The 22312-nt window shown below is 54.6% G+C and carries 19 protein-coding genes, 1 pseudogene and 1 riboswitch; of the genes and pseudogenes, 15 read left to right on the forward strand and 5 right to left on the reverse strand.

The genetic code is table 11. The annotated features are described in order from the left end of the window. Nucleotides 1-34: 34 nt before the first annotated feature. The gene (locus tag PQT43_RS27345; RefSeq protein WP_253084559.1) at nt 35-952 is read right to left on the reverse strand and encodes a LysR substrate-binding domain-containing protein; all 918 of its coding nucleotides are present in this window, start codon (nt 950-952) and stop codon (nt 35-37) included. Nucleotides 953-1185: 233 nt separating this feature from the next. Between PQT43_RS27345 and PQT43_RS27350 the strand changes: the two genes are divergently transcribed. Both PQT43_RS27350 and PQT43_RS27355 read left to right on the forward strand, forming a co-directional pair. Further along, nucleotides 1186-2214 carry an ABC transporter substrate-binding protein gene (locus PQT43_RS27350; protein ID WP_253084560.1) on the forward strand — a complete coding sequence of 343 codons (1029 nt, stop codon included), beginning with the start codon at nt 1186-1188 and terminating at the stop codon, nt 2212-2214. 104 nt (nt 2215-2318) lie between these two features. Then, nucleotides 2319-2453: a hypothetical protein gene (locus tag PQT43_RS27355; protein WP_258379457.1), complete on the forward strand. Its 135-nt coding sequence runs from the start codon at nt 2319-2321 to the stop codon at nt 2451-2453. A 155-nt stretch (nt 2454-2608) separates the two neighbouring features. Here the strand turns inward: PQT43_RS27355 and PQT43_RS27360 are convergent, their stop codons facing one another. Next, on the reverse strand, nt 2609-3724 hold the full coding sequence (locus PQT43_RS27360; RefSeq protein WP_253084561.1) for a branched-chain amino acid ABC transporter substrate-binding protein: 1116 nt from the start codon (nt 3722-3724) through the stop codon (nt 2609-2611). A gap of 257 nt (nt 3725-3981) precedes the next feature. Between PQT43_RS27360 and PQT43_RS27365 the strand changes: the two genes are divergently transcribed. The 4 genes from PQT43_RS27365 to PQT43_RS27380 all read left to right on the forward strand — a co-directional run bounded on the left by PQT43_RS27365 (nt 3982) and on the right by PQT43_RS27380 (nt 8301). Continuing rightward, on the forward strand, nt 3982-4887 hold the full coding sequence (locus PQT43_RS27365; protein ID WP_110596821.1) for a LysR family transcriptional regulator: 906 nt from the start codon (nt 3982-3984) through the stop codon (nt 4885-4887). 197 nt (nt 4888-5084) lie between these two features. Beyond that, on the forward strand, nt 5085-6551 hold the full coding sequence (locus PQT43_RS27370; RefSeq protein ID WP_253084563.1) for an aldehyde dehydrogenase family protein: 1467 nt from the start codon (nt 5085-5087) through the stop codon (nt 6549-6551). A 218-nt stretch (nt 6552-6769) separates the two neighbouring features. Next, nucleotides 6770-7300, forward strand: a complete 531-nt coding sequence (locus tag PQT43_RS27375; protein ID WP_272755161.1) for an aconitase X — start codon at nt 6770-6772, stop codon at nt 7298-7300. 224 nt (nt 7301-7524) lie between these two features. Beyond that, nucleotides 7525-8301, forward strand: a complete 777-nt coding sequence (locus PQT43_RS27380; protein ID WP_102882430.1) for an SIR2 family NAD-dependent protein deacylase — start codon at nt 7525-7527, stop codon at nt 8299-8301. 326 nt (nt 8302-8627) lie between these two features. Here PQT43_RS27380 and chrA read toward each other — a convergent pair whose 3' ends face one another. Then, nucleotides 8628-9833: a chromate efflux transporter gene (gene chrA / locus PQT43_RS27385; RefSeq protein WP_253084564.1), complete on the reverse strand. Its 1206-nt coding sequence runs from the start codon at nt 9831-9833 to the stop codon at nt 8628-8630. 273 nt (nt 9834-10106) lie between these two features. Continuing rightward, nucleotides 10107-10168, forward strand: a riboswitch (Fluoride riboswitch). 142 nt (nt 10169-10310) lie between these two features. Here chrA and crcB point away from each other — a divergent pair. The 4 genes from crcB to PQT43_RS27405 all read left to right on the forward strand — a co-directional run bounded on the left by crcB (nt 10311) and on the right by PQT43_RS27405 (nt 12312). Further along, complete coding sequence (gene crcB / locus PQT43_RS27390; protein ID WP_253084565.1) at nt 10311-10691, forward strand: fluoride efflux transporter CrcB; 381 nt, start codon at nt 10311-10313, stop codon at nt 10689-10691. 10 nt (nt 10692-10701) lie between these two features. After that, complete coding sequence (locus tag PQT43_RS27395) at nt 10702-11025, forward strand: DUF190 domain-containing protein (RefSeq protein ID WP_253084566.1); 324 nt, start codon at nt 10702-10704, stop codon at nt 11023-11025. Nucleotides 11026-11247: 222 nt separating this feature from the next. Then, complete coding sequence (gene ppa, locus PQT43_RS27400) at nt 11248-11778, forward strand: inorganic diphosphatase (protein ID WP_253084567.1); 531 nt, start codon at nt 11248-11250, stop codon at nt 11776-11778. 141 nt (nt 11779-11919) lie between these two features. Next, a complete protein-coding gene (locus PQT43_RS27405; protein WP_262924993.1) occupies nt 11920-12312 on the forward strand; it encodes an EamA family transporter in 393 nt (130 codons plus the stop codon). Between the two features lie 302 nt (nt 12313-12614). Here PQT43_RS27405 and PQT43_RS27410 read toward each other — a convergent pair whose 3' ends face one another. After that, nucleotides 12615-13049: a universal stress protein gene (locus PQT43_RS27410; protein WP_253084569.1), complete on the reverse strand. Its 435-nt coding sequence runs from the start codon at nt 13047-13049 to the stop codon at nt 12615-12617. Nucleotides 13050-13116: 67 nt separating this feature from the next. After that, nucleotides 13117-15846: a cation-transporting P-type ATPase gene (locus PQT43_RS27415; RefSeq protein WP_253084570.1), complete on the reverse strand. Its 2730-nt coding sequence runs from the start codon at nt 15844-15846 to the stop codon at nt 13117-13119. Between the two features lie 1175 nt (nt 15847-17021). On the opposite strand from PQT43_RS27415, the gene nhaA reads away from it, so the two are divergent. From nhaA to PQT43_RS27440, 5 genes and pseudogenes are all read left to right on the forward strand, one after another. Further along, complete coding sequence (gene nhaA / locus PQT43_RS27420) at nt 17022-18218, forward strand: Na+/H+ antiporter NhaA (protein WP_267269705.1); 1197 nt, start codon at nt 17022-17024, stop codon at nt 18216-18218. Nucleotides 18219-18364: 146 nt separating this feature from the next. Further along, nucleotides 18365-18566 (forward strand): annotated as a pseudogene (locus PQT43_RS27425) (potassium transporter TrkG); the annotation flags it as partial. Nucleotides 18567-18842: 276 nt separating this feature from the next. Continuing rightward, nucleotides 18843-19796, forward strand: coding sequence for a TAXI family TRAP transporter solute-binding subunit (locus PQT43_RS27430; RefSeq protein ID WP_253084572.1), 954 nt, complete (start codon nt 18843-18845; stop codon nt 19794-19796). An 81-nt stretch (nt 19797-19877) separates the two neighbouring features. After that, nucleotides 19878-21905: a TRAP transporter permease gene (locus PQT43_RS27435; RefSeq protein WP_253084573.1), complete on the forward strand. Its 2028-nt coding sequence runs from the start codon at nt 19878-19880 to the stop codon at nt 21903-21905. Further along, nucleotides 21902-22300, forward strand: coding sequence for a DUF1850 domain-containing protein (locus tag PQT43_RS27440; RefSeq protein WP_253084574.1), 399 nt, complete (start codon nt 21902-21904; stop codon nt 22298-22300). The genes PQT43_RS27435 and PQT43_RS27440 overlap by 4 nt, the downstream gene beginning before the upstream one ends. Nucleotides 22301-22312 lie beyond the last annotated feature (12 nt).

Genomic DNA, 22312 nt, shown 5'->3' on the forward strand with positions numbered 1-22312 from the left:
GAAAAAATTTCGCATCTCGCGAGCCGGTTTTTCCTTAGTGCGGATCACTCAAGTAACGCTGCCCGTGCTCCACGGCCTCATGGCATATCTGTGTCAACCAGTGACTGAAGGCTTGTGCGGCCTCTGATCGCTGATGCATGTGCAGTTGGTAGTGGTAGGAAGGAACACTACGAACATTGCCGACCGCGACCAGTCGCCCACTTTCCAGCCAATCACGAGCCAGCGAGGGGCGCGCGAGGACGACCCCCTGAGCATTGGCCGCAGCCTCTAGCATCATCCCCAGATCCAGTAAGGACGGTCCCTGGTCTGGCTCGCTCAAGGCCAGGTGCGCTTGCTGAAACCAGGGTTGCCAGGGCTCTAGCGGTGAGCGCATCAGCGGCAGGCAGGCGAGCTCCTGCGGTAGCCGTATGTCTGGGTAACGGCTCAGCAGCTCTGGCGCAGCCAAGGGCTGCAAAAGCTCGTCGAGTAGCCTGTGTTGAGGCTCCACGGTGGCGCTTTCTCCAGATACCTGGATGTCTCGCAGCGGTGCTTCTGTACCAGACATGGGAGCGCTTAGTTGAATTTCCAGATCGATGTCCGGGTAATGTTGGCTATGTTCTGCAAGGCGGGGGATGAGGATCTGACGGGCAAACGTGGGTGGACAACTGAGTGTCAGGCGCTGCCTGCGTTGTGCCGGGCGTTGATGCACCGGTATGGCGATCAGTTGAGTCAGTACGGGGGTGAGTTGTTCCAGGTACATTTGCCCCTGCGCCGTCAGCGCGAGGGTTCCGCCTTGACGATCAAACAACACCAAGCCAAGCAGTTGCTCAAGACCCGCTATACGTTTTCGTAGTGCGCTTGCGGTCAGCGACAGTGCTTGGGCTGCACGCTCAAAACTCTTCAACTGCGCGGCAGTCTGAAAGGCCAGCAGTGCATCGAGAGAAGGGAGTCGATAGTCGTTGCAGCTCTTCATTCTTCACGGCCTCCTAACGACCAGAGCTCGAACGATGGTTCGATTTTCTAGCCTTGTTTAAGGTCTATTCGGGTTTCGATCTTACGGTCCCTGAGTGATTTGAGTCGTTCTACCCGCACGGCGGCGGAGGAAAAAGATTCCCGTAGATTGAGCTTTTTATTCCCGCTGCTGCGTTGTCGCGTTGGTTAGCATCGTCTTCGAGGTCTTTTAAACCAGAAAAAGGATGATCTGCCATGTTTAAAACTGCGATAGCCAGCCTGACCCTGGTCGCCCTAGGTACTTGCGCCCAAGCCGAGGCACTGACGGTCGTCTCCGTGGGTGGAATAAATAAAAAATCTCAGCAGGAGGCGTTCTACACCCCCTTTGAGAAGCAGCATTCTGTAGTCGTGCGAGCAGCGCAATACAACGGCGAAATCGGCATGATCAAAGCTCAGGTGGATACCCGAAGCGTTACCTGGGATGTGGTTGAAGTTGACCATGCGCAGTTGCAGCGCGGATGCGAGGAAGGATTGTTCGAGCGCTTGCCGGCGATTCCTGGAGTGCGCAAGGAGGACTTCGTCGAAGACGGGGTGAGCGAATGTGGGGTCGGTATTTTTATCTGGTCTACGGCTCTGGTTTATGACCCTAAAGCGGTGTCGAAAGCCCCAAAAGAATGGGCGGACCTCTGGGATCTGGAGAGCTTTCCTGGCAAGAGGGCTCTGCGCAAAGGCGCGAAGCTGACTCTGGAAATCGCCCTGATGGCCGACGGCGTACCACGTGATCAGGTTTATCAGGTGCTGCGACAACCCGGTGGCGTAGACCGGGCCTTTCGCAAACTGGACCAGATCAAAACACAGATACAGTGGTGGGAGTCAGGTGCTCAGCCGATGCAATGGCTGGCGGCTGGAGATGTCAGCATGACGTCTGTGTACATCACCCGGGCAATCAGTGCCCAAAAGGAGGGATACGACTTCCCGTTAGTGTGGAATGGCAGTCTCTATGACATGGATAGCTGGGCCATAGTCAAAGGCAGCCGGAACCAGGAAGCAGCGCTGAAATTCATAGCCTTCGCGAGCTTGCCGCAGCAGCAAAAGATATTCGCCGAAAAGATGTTCAACGGTCCCACTCATAAGCAGACCATGGAACTGATCGCTCCCGAAACGCGCAATAGTTTTCCGACCTCTGAGCAGAACATGACTCAGGCCCTGAAGGTTGATAGCGACTTCTGGATTGATCACGGAACAGAGCTTGAAGAGCGCTTTAACGCTTGGGCTGCGCGGTAAAGCAGACTGCCCGGCACTGAAGTGTCGGGCAGAGGATACGCACACAGAACAGTAAACGGTGCGGACAGCTCATGCCCGAGAGCTGAGTTCCAGAGGGGATTTCCATGCTCACAGCTTTTCCGATTCAAAACGCCATGGGCGAGCATGTGTTCAAGCCCAACATGTCGTTCACCAACGAGCCAAATCCATCGCTGTATAACGAGGGCTTCGGTATCAAGTTAGGCGATACGCTGCTCTGAGTCTGGAGGGCTCAAGCAGCTTGTCCACGTTGGCGCCTGAGCTGAGGATCAGCGACCGGGAAACCGTCTGATGGATATCGTTTGCGCAGTATCCTGCGTCAGGGCAATGTCCTTGCCTCATTGTGGGGCGCCTGATCTTGGCGCCCCACAAAAAATCAGCGCAAGACGCTGTATTCGCCCTGATCATCCCAGCGATACATCACGAAGTCAGGCGTCGCCAGGTCTCCCTTGGCGTCCCAGCGCTTATTGCCAGCAACGGTTTTTACACTGTTGTCCCTTAGCCACTGTCCCAGTACCGCGCCGTCATGGGATTGGGTGGCTTGCATGGTCTGAGCAATGGCTTCAAGCGCCGCGTAGGCATACAGCGTGTATCCCAGAGGTTCGAATCCCTCCTTGCGCAACGCGGCTACTGCAATCTGGCTTTCACTATTTTGTCGTGCGTCTTGGCCGAAGACCATCAAGACCCCCTTGATGAACTGCCCACCACCGGCCGCAACCGGAAAGTCATCGGAGGCGATGCCATCGCCAGCCACAAAGGGAGCGTCGACCCCCGACTCGCGTATCTGTCGGACCAGGGTGCCAGCCTCCACGGCGACACCACCATAAAAGACCGCGTCCACTTGCAAGCCCTTGATCTTGGTGGCCAGGGCATTGAAATCCTTCTCGCCGCGTGTGAGGCCTTCGAACAGGACAGGTTTGATCCCCATTTCTCCCAGGCGCTGTTGTACGGCCAGGGCTACTCCCATGCCGTAGGAGTCCTTGTCATGCACGATGGCGATGCGTTTGGCCTGGAGTTGTTCATGTAGATAATTGGCAGCAACCTCACCTTGCTGGCTGTCGCGTCCGACCATTCGGGTCACAGTGTCCAGGCCACGCTCAGTGATGGTGTTGGCAGTAGATGCAGGAGTCATCATCAGGATGTTGGCGTCCGAGTAGATCTCCGAGGCGGGGAGGGTGGAGGAGGAACAGACGTGGCCGATGACGGCCTGTACATGGTCGGTATCGATCATCCGGTTGGCTACCGCCATCGCTTGCTTGGGTTCGCAGGCATCGTCTCCTTTGACCAGGACAATCAATTTGCCGTTAATGCCGCCCGCGGCGTTTATCTGTTTGGCCGCTGCGTTGGTGCCGTTCCAGACCTGCGCGCCCAGCCTGGAGTAGCTGCCGGTGAAGGGGCCGGCTACACCTATGCGGATCTCCTGATCGGCATAAGCCGCCAGTGATGAACTGAGCATCAATACCAGAGCCGTTGCTCCTGCCATCGATTTCATCGTCATGCTCCTTGCTTGATGTATGAACTCAATACGCAATCCAAGCCGACATTTATCGGCCGGATCAGGAGGACCAAGCTACGTAACTCGAAGGAATTAAAGAATGGCTCTTGTCTTACCTTCAGGTAACCAGAGGCTTACCTATCTAAGCCGTTTCTGATCTGTCTGCTGAAGCATGGCGACAAGGGCGGTGGCACCTCTATAGTGCCGGCTCGCTGGATGTTCTGAACCTTGTGGCTTGGCTGCGGAGGTCTCTTGTGAGAGTGGGTCAGGTAAGTGACATCGATATTCGGTTGCTGCGGGTGTTTCGCGCGGTGGTTGAGTGCGGCGGATTTTCCGCTGCCGAGATAGAGCTGAATATCAGTCGTGCGGCTATCAGTTTGAGCATGGCCAATCTGGAAAGCCGTCTGGGTGTTTGTCTTTGCAAACGTGGGCGCAGTGGTTTCGCTTTGACGGTTGCCGGGCAGAGCATCTACGACGCGTCACTCCAGTTGTTCGCGGCCATAGGCAATTTTCGCACCCAGGTGAACTCCGCCACCACTCAACTGCGGGGGGAGCTCAACATTGGAATTACTGACAATCTGGTGACATCGCCTCACATGCGAATGACTGAGGCACTCAAGATTCTCAGGGCCAAAGGGCCCGATATTCAGGTCAATGTGCATATGACGACGCCAAGCAGCGTGGCCCGCGGCGTATTCGATGGTCATTTCCACATTGGCGCGATACCCACTACTCACAGAGTGAATGGCTTGGACTATCGACCCTTGTATGCCGAGGAGTCGCAGCTTTATTGCAGCCATGAACACCCTCTGTTCGGGGTTGAGGATGAAAGCTCGATCCTCGAACGCTTACCCCTTTGTGACGCGGTCACCATCGCTCAATCCCAGGAACCGGAGGTCATCAAGTACTCCAAGAAGCTGAAGGTAATGGCGACGTCCAGCGATCGCGAGGGGGTGGCGTTCTTGATTCTGAGCGGTGAATACATTGGCTATCTGCCCAGCCATTACGCTCAGCGTTGGGTCGATGCTGAACGCATGCGTGCTTTGTGTCCGGAGCACTACCGATACTGTACTCAGCTTTCGGTGATCACTCGCCCCGACCAAGCAGGAAACCTGCTGTTGGATCACTACCTGCAAGCCTTGGAAAGCATTGCCCCCTAGCGTTCTAGCCACGGTCAATTATCTGGTTACCTGAAGGTAAGCTCTGTGAAATCGAATTGTCAGCTGGAGCTTGGTAGCGTCCGTCCTTACTGACTGGTCCGGCTGTGGCCGGTGGGTCCCTATGGAGAACATGTCTGGGTGGTCCGCTTTTCTTGATGTTGACGGATACCCTTAATGACTTGAACAAGGATGCTTCGATGAACACTGCTCACGCTGACGCGGTTCTGTATTTCGTCAATCCTGGGTATTTGCCTTCTGCTAGTCGTCGCACACGGGAAGTTTTCGATCCGGCGACGCTGGAGCGCATTGGAGTCATCCCGTTATGTGATAAAGCCGACGTCGACGCGGCTATCGCCGTCGCCGACGCTGCACGCATCGAGTGGCGAGCATTCGACGGCAGGGCGCGTGGCCGGTTACTGCATGAAGTCGCCGAGACCATCGAGCAGTCAGTTGAGCATGGCCTTGAGGTTGCTTGCCTGATGGGGGCGGAGACGGGAAGGTCATTTTCTGACGCTATGGCTGAGCTGGCCGGTTGTGCACGGGTTTTTCGACACTACGCCGAACTGGCCAGTGAAGAGTCCAATGACGTCCTCAGTAGTTTGCGGTCTCTGACGCTGCGACACAGGCACTATGAGCCTTATGGAATCAGTGTGCATATTCTCGGAGTCAGTCAGCCGCTGCTATTGATGTGCCGAACCGTAGCGGCGTCATTGGCCGCAGGTAACAGCTGCATAGTGAAACCAGCAGAGACCGCTGCACTCTGTACTTTGAAGTTCATGGAGTACTTCAGAGGATTGCCTTCGGGTTTGGTTTCCTGTCTTCCTGGGGATGGCTTAACGGCACAATTGCTGGTGCAGTCTGCTGCTACTCACGTTGTCGCCTTTAGTGGCGGTGCCGCAGCAGCTAGCGCCGTAGCCGTGACTTGTGCGGAGCTGATGAAACCTTGTGTGATCGAGACCGGATGCAGTGCTCCGGTGATCGTTTCGCGACACGCATTGCTGGATGTTGCAGCAGCCTGTGCGGTCACTGCCGCGTTTCGTCTGGGTGGACAGACCTGTACCTCGGCAAAACGATTCTTTGTCGTGGATGAAGTACACGACCCATTTGTCGAGAGGTTTGCAGAAGGTGTTCGTGCGCTGCGTACTGGTTACAGCCGTGGTTACTCGGAGATTGGACCGTTGGTAAGCGAGGAAGCACGAAAAAAAGTGATGGGCCTTGTGGAGGATGCATTGGCCAAAGGGGCGACACGAGTCTGTGGTGGACAGATACCCGCCGATCACCCTATTGGCTGGTTTTATGAACCAACCCTTCTTACCGAGCTCAGCGAGAACATGGATATTTACCATGAGGAATGTTTTGGCCCAGTAGCCGCCGTTCGCCGTGTGCGGCACTTTGATGAAGCCCTGGAGCTGGCTAATAGTTCACCCTGCAAGCAGGGGGCTGTATTGTTTTCCGGCGATTTGGCCGAAGCAATCACGGCCGCAGATCGGCTTGAGGCAGGTCTGATCTGGGTCAACAACCCTTTGATTTACAACGAGGCGTTGACGGTTGATGGATGGACGTTGTCGGGGCTCGGAAGCGACGTAGGTCTGTGCGGGCTCAATGCCTTTCGCCGATCAAAGACCGTGTTCATCAACCATCCTGCTCGAGAGTGGCAGTGCTGACCCCGTCAGCGTGTTGGCTATCACGCAACTCAGGCTGCTGGACCCGACAACGCAAGCTGTCGGGTCACGTCAGAGGTTTATGGGGGGCTCAACGGTTCAAGGCTTTGCGTGCAATCCGGCACGCGGCCAGGTCCCACGCGGCTGCCATATCGACAAGAATCGCCAGGCGGCGGTGGTGATCGAGGTGCCGCAGCTGGCGGATTTCGACGAGTCGCTGTATCCGCTGCTTCGGGGGCACCCCGGAAGCGCTGTCCCTGGCGACGCTAGAGGTTCTTGCCCACCCCCTGGAAACCATCAGGGTCAGCCGTGACGACCTGTACCGCAGTTGGCAGGCACTGAACTCGGCCGATGATCGACAGGTGGACATCATCTCCCTGGGCAACCCGCATTTTTCCCTCGACGAGTTCAAGCGCCTGGCACAACTGTGCGCCGGTCAGCGCAAGCACCCGCAGGTCTCGATCATGGTTACCTGCGGCAGGACGGTGTCCGAGCAGGCCGAGGCGGCCGGTGCGATCGATGTCCTGGCAGCCTTCGGCGTGGAGTTCATGACCGACACTTGCTGGTGCATGATCGAAAAACCGCTGCTCAAGCCCAACGCCCGCTCCCTGATGACCAACTCCGGCAAGTACGCGCATTACGGTCCCGGAATTTCCGGCTTGGGCATTCACTATGCGGGGCTGGCGACCTGTGCCGAGACCGCACGTACCGGTCTGGCGCCGGCTGCAGCTCCCGCCTGGATTCGTTCGTAAGTTGATGCAGTCCGTGGCCGTATTCGTTGGGATGCGGCCATCGTCACGCAGGCCCGATCGCAGGGTCGCAGCGACCCAAAGGGTTGTGCTGCGCCAGGATGATCGTATTCGCCTGGGTCAATGCGTTTCATTTTCCGCTCGGCCGCGAGTGCCTAAACTAGGGTCATAGGTCTTTCCCGTGTTTACTCAACAGTATTCGTCGCTGCAGAGCCGAGGGGTGTTTCGTGAGCCAAATGCAAAGAGCTGCTGATGTTTTACGTAGGTCCAAGACAATCGTTTTTTTCTCGGGCGCTGGTATCTCGGCTGAGAGCGGAATACCGACGTTTCGCGACAAACTAACTGGGTTATGGGCGAAGCACGACCCTCAACGCCTGGAAACAGCGGACGCCTTTCGGGAGAACCCGGCTCTCGTATGGGGCTGGTACTTGTGGCGGCGGCACCAGGTCAGCGGGGCAAAGCCAAACGCGGCCCACCTGTGCATTCCCCGGTTTCAAGATGCCGGCTGGGAGGTGTCCGTCATTACCCAAAATATCGATGACCTGCATGAGCGGGCAGGTTCATTGGACGTGGTTCATGTTCACGGCAGCTTGATGGGCGCGAAATGCTTTGCGTGTCACCGGCCAGGCGAATTAACACCTGACCAGCTGAGGGTTTCTGAGGAAGGACAGTGGATCGAGCCTCCTCGGTGTGAGCATTGCAACGAAAGGCTTCGGCCAGGGGTGGTCTGGTTCAAGGAGAAGATGCCCGAGGACGCCTGGCGGTCCGCAGTACGGCTCGTGAGAGATTGTGATGTGCTGATTTCAGTGGGGACTTCCGGCGTAGTCATGCCGGCAGCTGGCATTCCGGAAATGGCGCTCGCAGCCGGGGCTGCGGTGATCCATGTCAACCTTGAGGAGGTTGGATGGGTTGGCGCGGACGAGATAATGCTGAAAGGAAGTGCTGGTGTGGTATTGCCCGAGCTGCTCCTGGCGGTCGGGGGAGGCGACAACGTCACAGCTTGATGGATCTATCTAGGAAACCAGGCACGAGACGAGCATGAGGCTTTCCAAACTGAGCCGCTCCGCGCGGATTTATAGCCCTTCACCGCAGTTGTTTCTGCCATCGTGACTTTCCAAGTGACCCTGGCCTTCTTCCAGGCTGAGTCATTCATGTGGTGGAACGTCGTTTCATTCCCCTCGCCATCAGGCTTGCCAAGCGGGAACGCGTAGAGCGGATGCTTTCCGCGCTGCTTCTCGATTACCGACTTGGCCAACTCCCCGACCATGGCAAGGATGCTATAGAAGGGCATTCCACTGGACGAGAAAGCCCTACGGAGTTTGAAAGACTGTCAAAGCATGGCACTCAGCACCCATCCGGCTACACCACCACCGATCACCACCAACCAGGGCGGCTGCTTCCAAAACATCAGAGCGACCAGGCACACCAATGCCAAACCGAAGTCCTGTGGCTTAAGGATCGCGCTCGTCCATACAGGCTGATAAAGCGCCGCTAGAAGCAAGCCAACCACCGCCGCATTGATCCCAAGCAACGCCGCTTGGATATGTACGCTGCGCCGCAGTTGTTCCCAAAACGGTAACGTACCAACGATCAATAGAAACGACGGCAGAAAAATGGCTAGCAAACAAATGAATCCGCCGACCCAGCCAGAGGGTTCGACGCTCATCGAAGCACCTAGAAATGCCGAGAAGGTCAAAAGCGGCCCAGGAACAGCCTGCGTTGCACCATACCCGGCAAGAAAGGTTTCATTGCTGACCCAGCCTGAAGGCACTACTTCGGCCTGCAACAATGGCAACACCACATGACCACCACCAAACACCAGAGACCCGGAGCGATAAAATGCATCTACCATGGAGAGCGTCTGACTGAGTAGCATCTGGCTCATTATCGGTAAGCCGACCAGCAAAGCGAAGAACAGTGATAACCAGAACAAACCTGCTCGGTAACCGACCTTTATAGGCAGTGGATCATGTTCGGCGGCGCGAGCTGGTTTGAATAAAAGCACGCCGGCAAAAGCCGCGACAACAATTGAGCCGATCTGCCCCCATGCAGACGGAACCAACAGCACCACACACGTCGTAATCGCCATGATCGTGATACGCAACGCATCTGGGCATAGATTCCGTGCCATTCCCCATACGGCTTGAGCGACCACCGCAACGGCCACGACTTTCAGGCCGTGCAGTACGCCAGGCGCGATGATATCGCCATGGTTGGAAATACCTAACGCAAACAGGATCAGAAGGATGGCCGAGGGCAGCGTGAAACCTGCCCAGGCGGCCAGCGCCCCAGAGTAGCCCGAACGAGAGAGTCCCAGCGCCATACCAACCTGACTACTCGCGGGGCCTGGCAAGAACTGGCAAAGTGCGACCAGGTCAGCATAGCTACGCTCAGTCAGCCATTGCCGGCGCGTGACGAACTCATCGCGGAAATACCCCAAGTGTGCGATGGGGCCGCCAAATGAGGTCAGTCCCAGGCGCAAAAAGATGAGGAAGATATAAAACGGTCGACGGTCACCTTTGCTGTTCATGTTCATGCACACGCCTTCCGCATTTAATTAGACATTTATGACGATGAGGAAAAGAAGACTGCAAACGGGTCTGCGTCTACGAAAGCGGAGGGCGGAAAAAAGGTCGTGAATCTTCATGTCATAGTTTTCCCTCGCGATTTGCGCCGCGTAGACTAGGGGCGGTAGAGATATACCTCGAATCTGGGCGCCACCATAGCGTTCAATTGAGGTGTCAAAACTCATTAAGCCAGTTCATAAGAACTCGTTGTACCTTGAAAGTCTTACAGTTGCTGCTTTAGGATGAAATCAGGAGATGGCATTCCTCCTTTAACCGCCTTTGTGCTGATGATGCCTACGTGAACCCTGGACAGGGTGCGTAGGTGTGCCGCCCTGTCCTCCAATTTAGGACAGGATTGTGACTCAAAACCTCATATCAGCTCCCTCTCTTAGTGCGCGGTTTTCCGCACCTCCTCGGCTACATCAGCCCAGAGGAGACATGCAACCATGCTGAAATCACTTCTAGTCATTGCTGTAGGCGCATCAGTGGGTGCTTGGTTGCGTTGGCTTTTGGGCATGAAGTTAAACGCCCTGTTTCCTACGATTCCGCCAGGCACTGTGGTCGCGAACATGGTCGGTGGCTACATCATTGGCCTGGCCATCGCGTTTTTGGCCACATCCCCCCTAAGCCCTGAATGGCGCCTGCTGATCATCACGGGCTTCTGTGGCGGACTGACCACCTTTTCCACGTTTTCCGCCGAGACAGTTGCCCTGATTCAGGAGGGCAAATTGCTGTGGGCACTCGGCTCGGTTTCATTGCACGTCGTAGGCTCGTTGGCGATGACCGCCGCAGGGCTTCTGTCCTATCAAATGATCGGTACGCGCTGAGGAAGTGAAAATGAAAGGTTTTCTGGTGATTTTCTTTACCCAACAGAATCGTCGTTATCAGGGAAAGATGCTTGGCGACTGGATCGTTGATGTGGCCAAAGAAATGGGGTTGCGTGGTGCGACCCTCTCTACAGGTATCGAGGGTTTTGGGCATACCGGTCGGCTGCATTCCTCGCATTTTTTTGAGCTGGCGGATCAGCCTACCGAGATTCGCATGGCTATCACCGAGGATGAATCCGAAAGGTTGTTCAAGCGATTGGAGCTCGAGGAAATCTCAGTGTTTTACATTAAGACTCCGATTGAAATGGGCTTCATCGGCAAAAAAGTCACTTAGCCGGGCCTCCTTTTTATGAGGTATGAATCGCCCACGGCTCAGGCTGTGGTGCGGTCAGTTCGCAATTTTCGCTACCTTGGACTGACTTGGATGCGATCAGATAGTCATTCGTCTTATAGCTGATAAATCTGTTGGTTTGGTCAGCGTAAAAAATCGAATCACGTGTATCCGTTGGCAAAACGTCAGCGGCCTTAGCCTTTATAGAAGCTTGGAGATATGAGCATGAGCTACACGGACATTCCAGCTGGTAACGCGATCCCCGATGACTTCTTCACCGTTATCGAGATTCCTGCAAACCACTCGCCGATCAAGTACGAGGTGGACAAGCCAAGCGGACAGATTTTCGTTGACCGCTTCCTCAGCACGCCGATGTTCTATCCGGCCAACTACGGGTTCATTCCAAATACGTTGAGCGATGACGGCGACCCCTTGGACGTTCTGGTGATTTGCCCTTACCCGGTGTCACCTGGCGTTGTCATCCGCAGTCGCCCAGTTGGTGTGATGTACATGACTGACGAAGCTGGAGCGGATGCCAAGGTGATTGCGGTGCCTCATGAAAAACTCAGCTCGATGTATAGCGACGTAAAGGAGTGCTCAGACCTCCCTGCGTTACTCATCGCACAGATCCAGCACTTCTTCGAAAACTACAAGGCACTGGAGCCGGGTAGGTGGGTGAAGATGGGCCGTTGGGGGAGCGCGGATGAAGCGCGGGAAGAGATTCGCAAGTCAGTAGCTGCGTATATCCCCAAATAGCTCTTCCACCAGCTTGAATGCATCAGCAGGGAGTCGCACTGAGGGGCGCGTGATTTGTAATTGGCCTCTCAGTTGCCCGGAACATCAAGTATCGAGGGAACCACGCACATTGAAAAATGGGTGGTTTATGCCTTCCTCTGAATGTTCTTTGCCGGGTTAACTTCTGTGATCGCCAAGATGGGACTCGCAGGCATTTCAGATGAGCTTGGTCTAACAGTTCGCTCCCTGTTCGTGTGTGCTTTTGTACTTGTATTCGCGGCCTGGGCCGTTCCGACACAGGAAGTGGCCAACATCACCAGCCGGAATCTGTCTTGGTTGGGACTGTCAGGCGTCACCACTGCTTTGTCATGGGGCTTCTACTACAAGGCACTTAAGGTTGGGGATGTTGCTACTGTGGCAATGATCGACAAGGGCAGTGTCGTCGTCGCGATGCTGCTCGCCGGTCTGGTGCTTCGAGAGGTCATCACGTTGTGCATGATCGCCGGTGCAGGCCTGATCGTGGCAGAGTTGCTGGTCATAGCCAAGAAGCCCTGACACAGGTGCAAGTCGGTGCTCAGCTATGGCACCAAACCTTTACAGAAGAAACTGGAAGGATGGCTGCCAGCAGTGGCAGCAAGTATGTCGTCCGGATCAGGCCCAGCAACTGACCTCCGACAGGCTTCCCTAAAACAGAATCGACAGCCATAAGCCGGATGAAAGGCTGCTGAGCACGGATAGGAGCGAAGCTGAAATTTATCTCCAGTCGGCTACGGCCAAAGCTCAATCAAAACTTTTCCAGAGCAACCATCTTTGACAATCCAGTTATGGGGCCGTGCTTTCAAGCAATTCATGATCTCTTATTTGACTAAGGTGACCGGTACATCCGAGAGCTGAATTACCTTGGCCGCGACAGATCCGAGAAAGATCCCCGCAAGAAAACCGTTACCATGTGAGCCTAAAATGATGTTGTCACATCCAAGGGATTGGGAGTACGCCACGATTCGGCTGGCTGCATCGCCCTGTAGCGTATGGAATGTGAATGCAATACTTTCTTGCTCAAGAAGCTCGATAGCCTTTTGTGAGTCTTCGGCACTTTTATCACCGTAGTAACGGTCAAGCTCATCCGAGCTCATATCGTGTGCGATTCGAGTGGGTAATAGTGGCTGCACATTCACCAGATAGACCTCAACACTCCCTCCCAGCAATCCACCATCTTGGATCAGCCCAATAAGGTAACGCACCGCCCGTTCCGAATGCTCGGAACCATCGACAGCTACAAGTATTTTATGCATTTTCCAGATCCTCTTTTAGTGGCATGAAGATGTTTGTCGATAGGGTATGACCAGCTTGCAACCCGCTCTACTCGGACAAACGGATTCGAATCTGTTTTTCAATCTCGATTATGGCAAATAACGCAACGCCTACCCCGATGATCAGCAGACCATCAAGGAAGGGGATCGCTTCAGTAGCAAATACCTTTTGCAGCGGTGGTGCGTAGGTAATAGCGAACTGAGCTAAGGTCACCACGGCGACTGTCATCCATACAACCTTGGTGCCACGAATGCCCTTCCAGGTAAGTGATGTGCTGTAGAGATTGCGAATGAAGAACAGGTGGAAAATTTCCATCACAACTAATGTGTTCACTGCGATGGTTCGGGCCAATTCCACTGAGTAGCCACGGTCGAGTGCGTACGAAAAAATACCGTAAACGCCGCAGAGAAACAGAATGGAAACCAGCACCATATGCCAGACCAGCGCCCCGCTGATGAGGGGTTGTTTGCGTGAACGGGGCGCTCTGCGCATGGTGTTTTCTTCTGTGGGTTCGAACGCCAGTGCGATGCCAAGTGTTACAGCGGTTATCAGATTGATCCACAGAATCTGTATCGGCGTCACCGGCAGCGTAATACCAAGTAACAGCGCGACGATGATGGTCATGGTCTCGCCCGCGTTGGTAGGCAGCGTCCAGCTCAGCACTTTCTTTATGTTGTCGTAGACTGTCCGGCCTTCGCGAACCGCAGCCACGATGGATGCGAAATTGTCATCGGCCAGCACCAAATCTGCGGCTTCCTTGGCGGCTTCACTGCCTTTTCCACCCATTGCGATACCGGCATCGGCACGCTTTAGCGCAGGTGCATCGTTCACTCCATCGCCGGTCATGGCCACGGTCATGCCGTTCGACTGCAGCAGCATTACCAGCCTGAGCTTATGTTCAGGGCTGGTGCGAGCGAAGATATTGACGTCCTTTACCGCTTCCTTGAGGGCAGCATCGTTCATGGCGTCCAGGTCAACGCCAGTTAGCACCTTGCCGGGGTTCTGCAGGCCAATCTGGCGACCGATAGCTGTGGCGGTGCCGCCGTGATCGCCAGTGATCATTTTTACGACAATGCCTGCTGCTTGGCATTGTTGAACGGCCTTTATCGTCTCGGGTCTAGGCGGGTCAATCAGTCCGACCATGCCCAGCAAGGTTAACGTCCCTTGCACGTCCCCAAACTCCAAAACAGTGTGTTCGGGCGGAACTGATCGAACTGCAAACGCCAATACACGCTGGCCCTTGGCCGCAATGGCGTTTGCCCGTTCGTGCCAGTAGTCCGCATTGAGCGGTTCAGTCCTGCCAGCGGCGACCAGCTGCTGTGTGCTCATGGCCAGTATTTGCTCTGGCGCGCCTTTCACATAGATAGAGGCATGTCGATCATGGTTGTGATGCAGAGTCGCCATAAAGCGATGTTTCGCGTCAAACGGAATGGCATCGGTGCGGGGCCAGGCCCGATGATCTTCCCCACTGTCGATACCAGTCTTTCCGGAAAAGGCCAGCAAGGCACCCTCCATTGGGTCACCCTCTACCTTCCATAATTCATCATGCTGGCGCAGTACGGCATCGTTGCACAGGGCGGCTGCTCGCCCCAGTTCTGCCAACGCAAAATGATTCGATATATCGACTAGCTGATCTGCAAGGCTGATGCTTCCTGCTGGCTGATAACCTGCGCCATCGACCGTGAAGATGAGGTCGTTCGTCACTACCGATGCGACCATCATTTCGTTGCGGGTGAGTGTGCCGGTCTTGTCGGTGCAGATGACAGATACCGAGCCGAGCGTTTCGATGGCAGGCAGGCGACGCACGATGGCGTTGTGGCGAGCCATTGCCCGAACGCCGACAGCCAGTGTGATGGTCAGGACGGCAGGCAGCCCTTCAGGTATCGCCGCTACGGACATCCCGACCACAACCATGAAGATCTCGGTGAATGCGTAGTGTCCGACATAATGGCCGAACACAAGCAGAAGGCCGCCGACTAACAAGATCAAGATCGTCAGCCAGCGCGCAAATACGTTCATTTGCTGTACCAGCGGAGTGGTCAGCGTTTCTACTCCGGCAAGCAGCGTACTGATGCGTCCGATTTCAGCTGTTGCTGCGGTTGCAACGACAACCCCAGTGGCTTGCCCGCAAGTGACGAGCGTGCCGCTGAATGCCATACAAGTACGATCACCCAGGGCGGCTCCAAGGTCTACTGGTTCCGTATGCTTTTCTATGGGTACGGATTCGCCGGTAAGAATGGCTTCCTGAATCTGAAGTCTGTTTGAGTGCAGCAGGCGCAGATCAGCAGGAACTTTATCTCCGGCCTCCAGCAATACAATATCCCCCGGTACGAGCTCTTCGCCCACTACACTCAAGCGTTCACCTGCGCGAATCACGGCGGCGTGCGGCGCCAGCATTTGCCGGATAGCGTCCATGGCTTTTTCCGCTTTGCCTTCCTGCACGTAGCCGATGATTGCATTTGCAATAACCACTGCGAGAATCACCACCGTGTCCCACAGATGTTGCAGCATCGCGGTAATCGCAGCAGATCCTAGAAGCACATAAATCAGGATGTTGTGAAATTGCAGCAAGAATCGCAGCCACGCAGGTCGCCGTGCCGCTTCTGGCAGGCGGTTGAAGCCAGTGCGGGCGAGCCGGGCTTGAACTTCGGCTGCCTCCAGTCCGACGTGCTCATTGACCTCAAGCAGGTTCGTCACCTGCCCTGCCGGCAGGGAGTGCCAGGGTACGTAATGCGGGGGGATTGGTGTTTGCTCTGCTGCTTCGACCACCTGCTTCATCAATAATTATCTCCTGTGCACGCAGTTCAACTGAAACGGGCTGAGGTGGTCATGAGCGGGCGTAGCTAGATCAGAATGCTGAAAAATCGTTCGCCGTTCTTACATTCTCTCTGCCCTCTAGCTGATACGAACTAAAAGATCCATGCAACCAAGCGCTTGATGATTATTGACTTAAATCAAATTGTTGGCAGTCGGTAGTGTGACAAGGTATTTACGGAGCAATCTATATCTTCGATATAAGCCTCTTGTGTTTTATGGTGTCAGCACCCTGATATTCCTTTCAATAAGTTTGATCTGTTAAAAGTTTGGAACACAGTTGCTGCACAACTTTGAAAAAACATTAAGTTACGGTCCACCTATTGGCTGAACTCGACGTCAGAGTGCAATCATACGGGGTACTTAGCTTGATTGAGCACCGCTGTCGAGCGGATTCTCATCCAGCATTTTTGGTGCTTCTGGCAACTCGGTAATCACGCTGAAGTCGCTCACCTCAATGGCACCCGATCCACAGCCCAGCAAGTGGCATGAAAACGCCTTACTCGACGGCGGCCTGCTTGGGTGTGTCGTAACGCTGCAGGTAGTCTTCAGGAGTCGAATAGGGCCGGTGGGTGCCAACGGTTAAACTTCGCCAGTGCAGCTCTGAGGAGTTTGGGTGTCTACTGACCGCGCTGGCCAGTCTGGCAGTCGCCAGCGTCATAAGTCTCCATGCCAGCAGCACTGGAAGTGCTAAGCACCAAGGGCGGCGATGCAGGAGTACGATGAGCAGGCTCGCCATTCCCAGACCTGAAAGTTAGCTAAGTGGATTCGACCAGCCCGGTGCCGCGCGCAGGCATGATCAGAATCATTCTGAGCAAAGTGATGTGACGTGCACAGGGTTGTCGTAATCAGTGACGGATAACGTTCACGCAAAGACCTTCCATACATTAAGTCTTCATACAACTGTGCTGGATGGTATCAAACGATGTGAAGACTGATCGGGATATTCGAGAAGGGGCTGGGATATCGAGCCGATGGACGGCATGAACATTGTTTCCCATGCTAATAGCCTCTGGCCTTAAACCCCATTCCAGAGCACTAAGTGAAAAGAATGCCCGATTATAGCCATGCACATTAACTGTTTCAGGCGCAGGGCAGATGTTAATATATCGTCTTTTTAGTTGATCCCAAGGACGTTGATGACCAAGCATCAAGCTACAGCCGAAACCCCTAGAGCAGCCGCGATTCTGGCCCGTTTCCTATCGTCGGAATCCGCCGGCGGTCTTGTACTGATGGGCGCAGCTCTGGCTGCTCTGATTGTTGCTAACTCGCCTCTATCCCAAAGTTACTTTGCAGCCTTGCACAGTGTCTGGATGGGCATGTCTGTCGAGCACTGGGTCAATGATGGCCTGATGGCGATCTTCTTTCTGATGGTCGGCCTCGAAATCAAAAGAGAAGTGCTGGCAGGTGGGCTTTCTACTTGGGGCCAGCGCGCCTTGCCGGGATTTGGTGCCTTGGGCGGCATGATTGTTCCTGCGCTGATCTACATCGCAATCAACTGGGGGAATCCTGAGACCTTGAAAGGGTGGGCTATCCCTGCCGCTACCGACATCGCATTCGCCTTGGGCGTCTTGTCGTTGCTGGGTAAGCGAGTCCCGACTTCTCTGAAGGTTTTCCTCGCTGCCTTGGCGATCATTGACGACCTGGGTGCTGTGGTCATCATCGCCTTTTTCTACACTTCTGGTCTTTCCATGCCGATGTTGCTGGCATCGCTCGCAACCCTGGTCATTCTGATCGCAATGAATCGATGGGGCGTCAGACGATTGTTCCCATATTTGCTGGTCGGTGGAGTGCTGTGGTTCTTCGTGCTGCAATCGGGGGTACATGCCACGCTGGCAGGTGTAGCCGTGGCACTGTGCATCCCCATGGGCAAGCCTGAAGAGGAAGCCCGATCTCCGCTGCTTTTCCTTGAGGAGAAGTTGCACATGTGGGTAGCGTTCGCTGTGGTACCGATTTTTGGTTTCGCCAACGCGGGTGTTTCATTGGCCGGTATTTCAATGGAGAACCTGGTCGATCCGGTTCCGCTGGGTGTAGCTCTGGGGCTGTTGATGGGCAAGCAGATAGGTATTTTCCTATTGGCAGCTCTGGCCATTCGCATGGGCCTGGCCAAGCTGCCGGAAGGGAGTACCTGGGTCCAACTTTATGGCGTAGCACTGTTGTGCGGCATCGGTTTCACTATGAGCCTATTTATTGGCAATCTGGCGTTCGCCGGATCAGCTCTTTTGATTGATGAAGTCAAAGTCGGTGTGTTGATCGGATCGATTCTGGCAGCGTTGGGCGGTGTTATAGTCCTTCGCCGCAGCAGCGTCCTAACGCGTGCTGCCGCAGCCAAATAATCTCGCTTGCGATGACCACAGTATTTCTCGAAGCCTGGAGATACTGTGGTCTAGAAACCTGAGTCAGCGAAGCAGCAAAACAGGCATGCTGACTGTTCAAAGCATTTTCCTAGTCGTGTTATCCGCCAAGAACTGCGGGATGCGAGTTTGCCGTTCTGTTGTTCTTTTATCTGACGTTTGTCGGCGGACGCTCAGGCTCGACGGCTGGCGGACTGAAGATCTTCCGCTTCCAAGTTGCTACCGCTTTACTCGTGAGTAGTTTAAAGCAGTTGATCCATCCTCGATCCGTGATCCAGAAGAAGTACAACGGTCACCCCCATTGACGAGGAGACCTTGCCCTCACTTTTATGGCTTCAGTCTGCAGAACGTCATCAATCTGCTGTTGTTGAGTCGTGGTGCACTCAATAACATCATTTTTAAGTACAGAGAGCCCTGCTAGGGTAATGCCAGTCAGCTGAGCTGACTGGCATTTTTTCGAGGGTGGGAATCCCGATTAGGCGTCATCGCAGCGACCGATTGACAAGCCTAAAAGTATTAGGCTAATTCAACTTCCCACTCAAGGCGTTGGTTTCGACTACAGTAGAAAGACTCTGCATAAAGCCATAACAAGACGGAGAGTTTTCTATGCAAGTAACTAAACGCTTTAGCCTCTTTGCGGCCACCGCTGCGTTGACAGTCTCGTGCGCAGCTAACGCCGCACCTGTGTTCATAAACATCCTCACCGGTGGTACTAGCGGGGTTTATTACCCCATTGGGGTAGGGCTGTCGCAGATCTACAGCGATGGGGTTCCGGGAGTGAAGACGTCTGTCCAGGCGACCAAAGCCTCGGTTGAAAATCTCAACCTTTTACAAGCGGGTCGTGGGGAGCTCGCTCTGGCGCTTGGGGACTCTGTGGCTGATGCAAAAAACGGAGTGGAAGAAGCTGGATTTAAGGCTCCGCTGACAAAGTTGCGAGCCATTGCCGGCGCCTATCCGAACTACATTCAAATTGTGGCGAACAAAGAGTCTGGTATTAAAACCTTGGCGGATCTGAAAGGGAAAACCATCTCAGTTGGCGCCCCAAAATCCGGTACCGAACTCAATGCCCGTGCGATCTTCAAAGCTGCAGGATTGACATACGAAGATATGAGCAAAGTCCAATACTTACCCTTTGCGGAGTCGGTCGAGCTGATCAAAAACCGTCAGTTAGATGCCACGCTTCAGTCCTCGGGGTTAGGAATGGCGGCCATCCGCGATCTGTCCTCGACCATGCCATTGAACTACGTCTCCATCCCTCCTGATGTGGTTTCGAAAATCGGCAATGCCGCGTATCAGCCTGCACAAATTCCAGCCAATACCTATGACGGACAGCCTGAGTCAGTGCCTACGGTGGCGATCACTAACATTCTGGTGACGCGCGAGGATGTCTCGGATGAGGTTGCCTACCAGATGACCAAGCTGATGTTCGAAAACCTCACTCGTTTAGGGAACTCTCACTCAGCCGCCAAGGACATCAAGTTGCAAAATGCTGCCAAGAATCTGCCCATTCCACTTCACCCCGGTGCCGAGCGCTACTACAAGGAAGCTGGAGCGCTGTAATCCAAAAATGCGCCACGGGGATGGTCGCTAGAGCGATAGAGCGGTTCGTACCCTTCTAGGTAGTTTTGAGGCAGGTACCCAATGAGCGAAGATCATCATGGCATCGCCGCCAACCCACGCGACTGGCCTAAGACGCTGTTCTACGTGGCGTTGTTGTTTTCAGTTTTCCAGATTGTCACCGCTGCGTTTACGCCTGTTTCCAGCCAGGTGCTGCGCGCGGTGCACGTTGGTTTCCTGCTGTGGGTGGTGTTTTTGAGCTACCCGGCGTATGGCAGAGCACGTCCTTGGCAGCCGTTGGCCTGGATATTGAGTCTCGCTGGGATCAGCACTGCTTTGTATCAATGGTTCTTCGAAGCGGATCTGATCCAGCGTTCAGGTGACCTGACATATGCAGACATGGTCGTCGGGCTGATATTGATCGCGTTGGTGTTTGAGGCGGCTCGTCGGGTGATGGGTATCGCATTGCCCGTCATCTGTGGACTGTTTTTGGCATACGGTCTGTTGGGTGAATACCTGCCAGGCGACCTGGCACATCGAGGCTACGGTTTCGATCAAATCATCAACCAGTTGTCATTCGGCACCGAAGGTCTCTACGGGACACCAACCTACGTTTCCGCGACCTATATTTTCCTGTTCATTTTGTTCGGCTCCTTTCTCGAACAGGCGGGAATGATCAAGTTGTTCACTGACTTCGCCATGGGTTTGTTTGGCCACAAACTCGGGGGACCGGCAAAAGTATCGGTCGCGTCATCGGCTTTGATGGGGACGATCACAGGCTCAGGCATTGCAAACGTTGTCACGACCGGACAGTTCACGATTCCGTTGATGAAGCGCTTCGGCTACAAGGCAGCATTTGCTGGCGGCGTAGAGGCGACTTCGAGCATGGGCAGCCAACTGATGCCGCCGGTGATGGGGGCTGTCGCCTTCATTATGGCGGAAACAATTAATGTCCCGTTCGTAGAGATCGCCAAAGCTGCGTTAATTCCAGCCATCCTGTATTTCGGTTCGGTGTTCTGGATGGTTCACCTCGAGGCAAAACGCTCCGCCCTTAAAGGTCTACCCAAAGACCAATGTCCTAGCGCATGGGGTGCGCTAAAGGAACGTTGGTATTTGCTGATTCCGCTTTTTGTCCTGGTCTATCTGTTGTTTTCAGGACGTACTCCGCTGTTCTCCGGAATGGTGGGGCTGGCGCTGACAGCCATCGTTATTCTCGGTTCGGCAATCATTCTTCGGGTGTCCAGTTTCACATTGCGGTGTGCGTTTTGGATCGCACTTGGTGTTCTCTGCGTCGGTTTTTTCCAGTTGGGTATTGGCGTGATCTTTGCGGTGATCGCCACGTTAGTGCTCATCTGCTGGTTCATCCAGGGAGGACGAGAAACCCTGAGTATTTGCCTGCACGCATTGGTCGAAGGTGCTCGTCATGCTGTGCCGGTCGGGATTGCTTGCGCTCTGGTGGGAATCATCATCGGAGTTGTGTCATTGACGGGCATAGCCTCGACCTTCGCCGGTTACATACTGGCCATTGGCAGGGATAACTTGTTGTTGTCACTCATACTGACGATGGTTACCTGCCTGGTGTTGGGTATGGGTATCCCGACGATCCCCAACTACATCATCACCAGTTCGATTGCAGCACCCGCTTTGCTTGAGTTGGGTGTGCCGCTGATTGTGTCGCACATGTTCGTTTTCTATTTCGGAATTCTTGCAGACCTTACCCCACCGGTTGCTTTGGCATGCTTTGCCGCAGCGCCCATTGCCAAGGAAACAGGATTCAAGATCAGTCTGTGGGCGGTTCGTATTGCACTGGCAGGCTTTGTCATTCCGTTCATGGCGGTCTACAACCCTGCGCTCATGATGCAAGGCGACAACTTGTGGATGACGACCTATATGTTGGTGAAGACGATGTTGGCCGTTGGCCTTTGGGGAATGGCGTCCACAGGTTATCTGCAACAGAAGATGCCGGTTTGGGAGCGTTTGTTGTGTTTCGCTGCAGGTGCTTTGCTGGTCGTTGCGCTGCCGTTGACCGACGAAATCGGTTTTGTGCTGGGTGTGTTGCTGATCTTTCAGCATGTCTGGCGGTCTCGCCGTGGCGGATTGGCCAGAGCATGATCGGCTTGTGCCTGGGTCTGGCCGGCGTCGCCTGGGCTCAACTCCCAATCTCAAGCTTTACGCTGGCTTGGAATCACACAATCGAAAAAATTCGTTGGGAAGAAGATTACCGCGTCTCGGAGCAAGGGCTCGTTCTTATGGAGGCGAGGGTCAAAGGCAATGGCGCAGGTATGGAAATTCCCGCAGAGGCTAGATTGGAAAAAGGTAGCTGGCACTATCAGCGCCACCTGCCGCCCATGCAACCGTTGAACCTGGGGCGCACCCCGCAAGCAGGTGACTACCAGCTGTGCTTCGATCAGCAATGTCATGAGATGAGCGAGTGGCTGGGACCACCGGTCAGCAATCCGTCCTCAGTGGAGCTATGGAGTTGCGTGACGGACTCAGAGCAACAATAAGTAAAACGTGAA

The sequence above is a fragment of the Pseudomonas sp. BLCC-B112 genome, assembly GCF_028550695.1.
Lineage (GTDB): Bacteria > Pseudomonadota > Gammaproteobacteria > Pseudomonadales > Pseudomonadaceae > Aquipseudomonas > Aquipseudomonas danubii.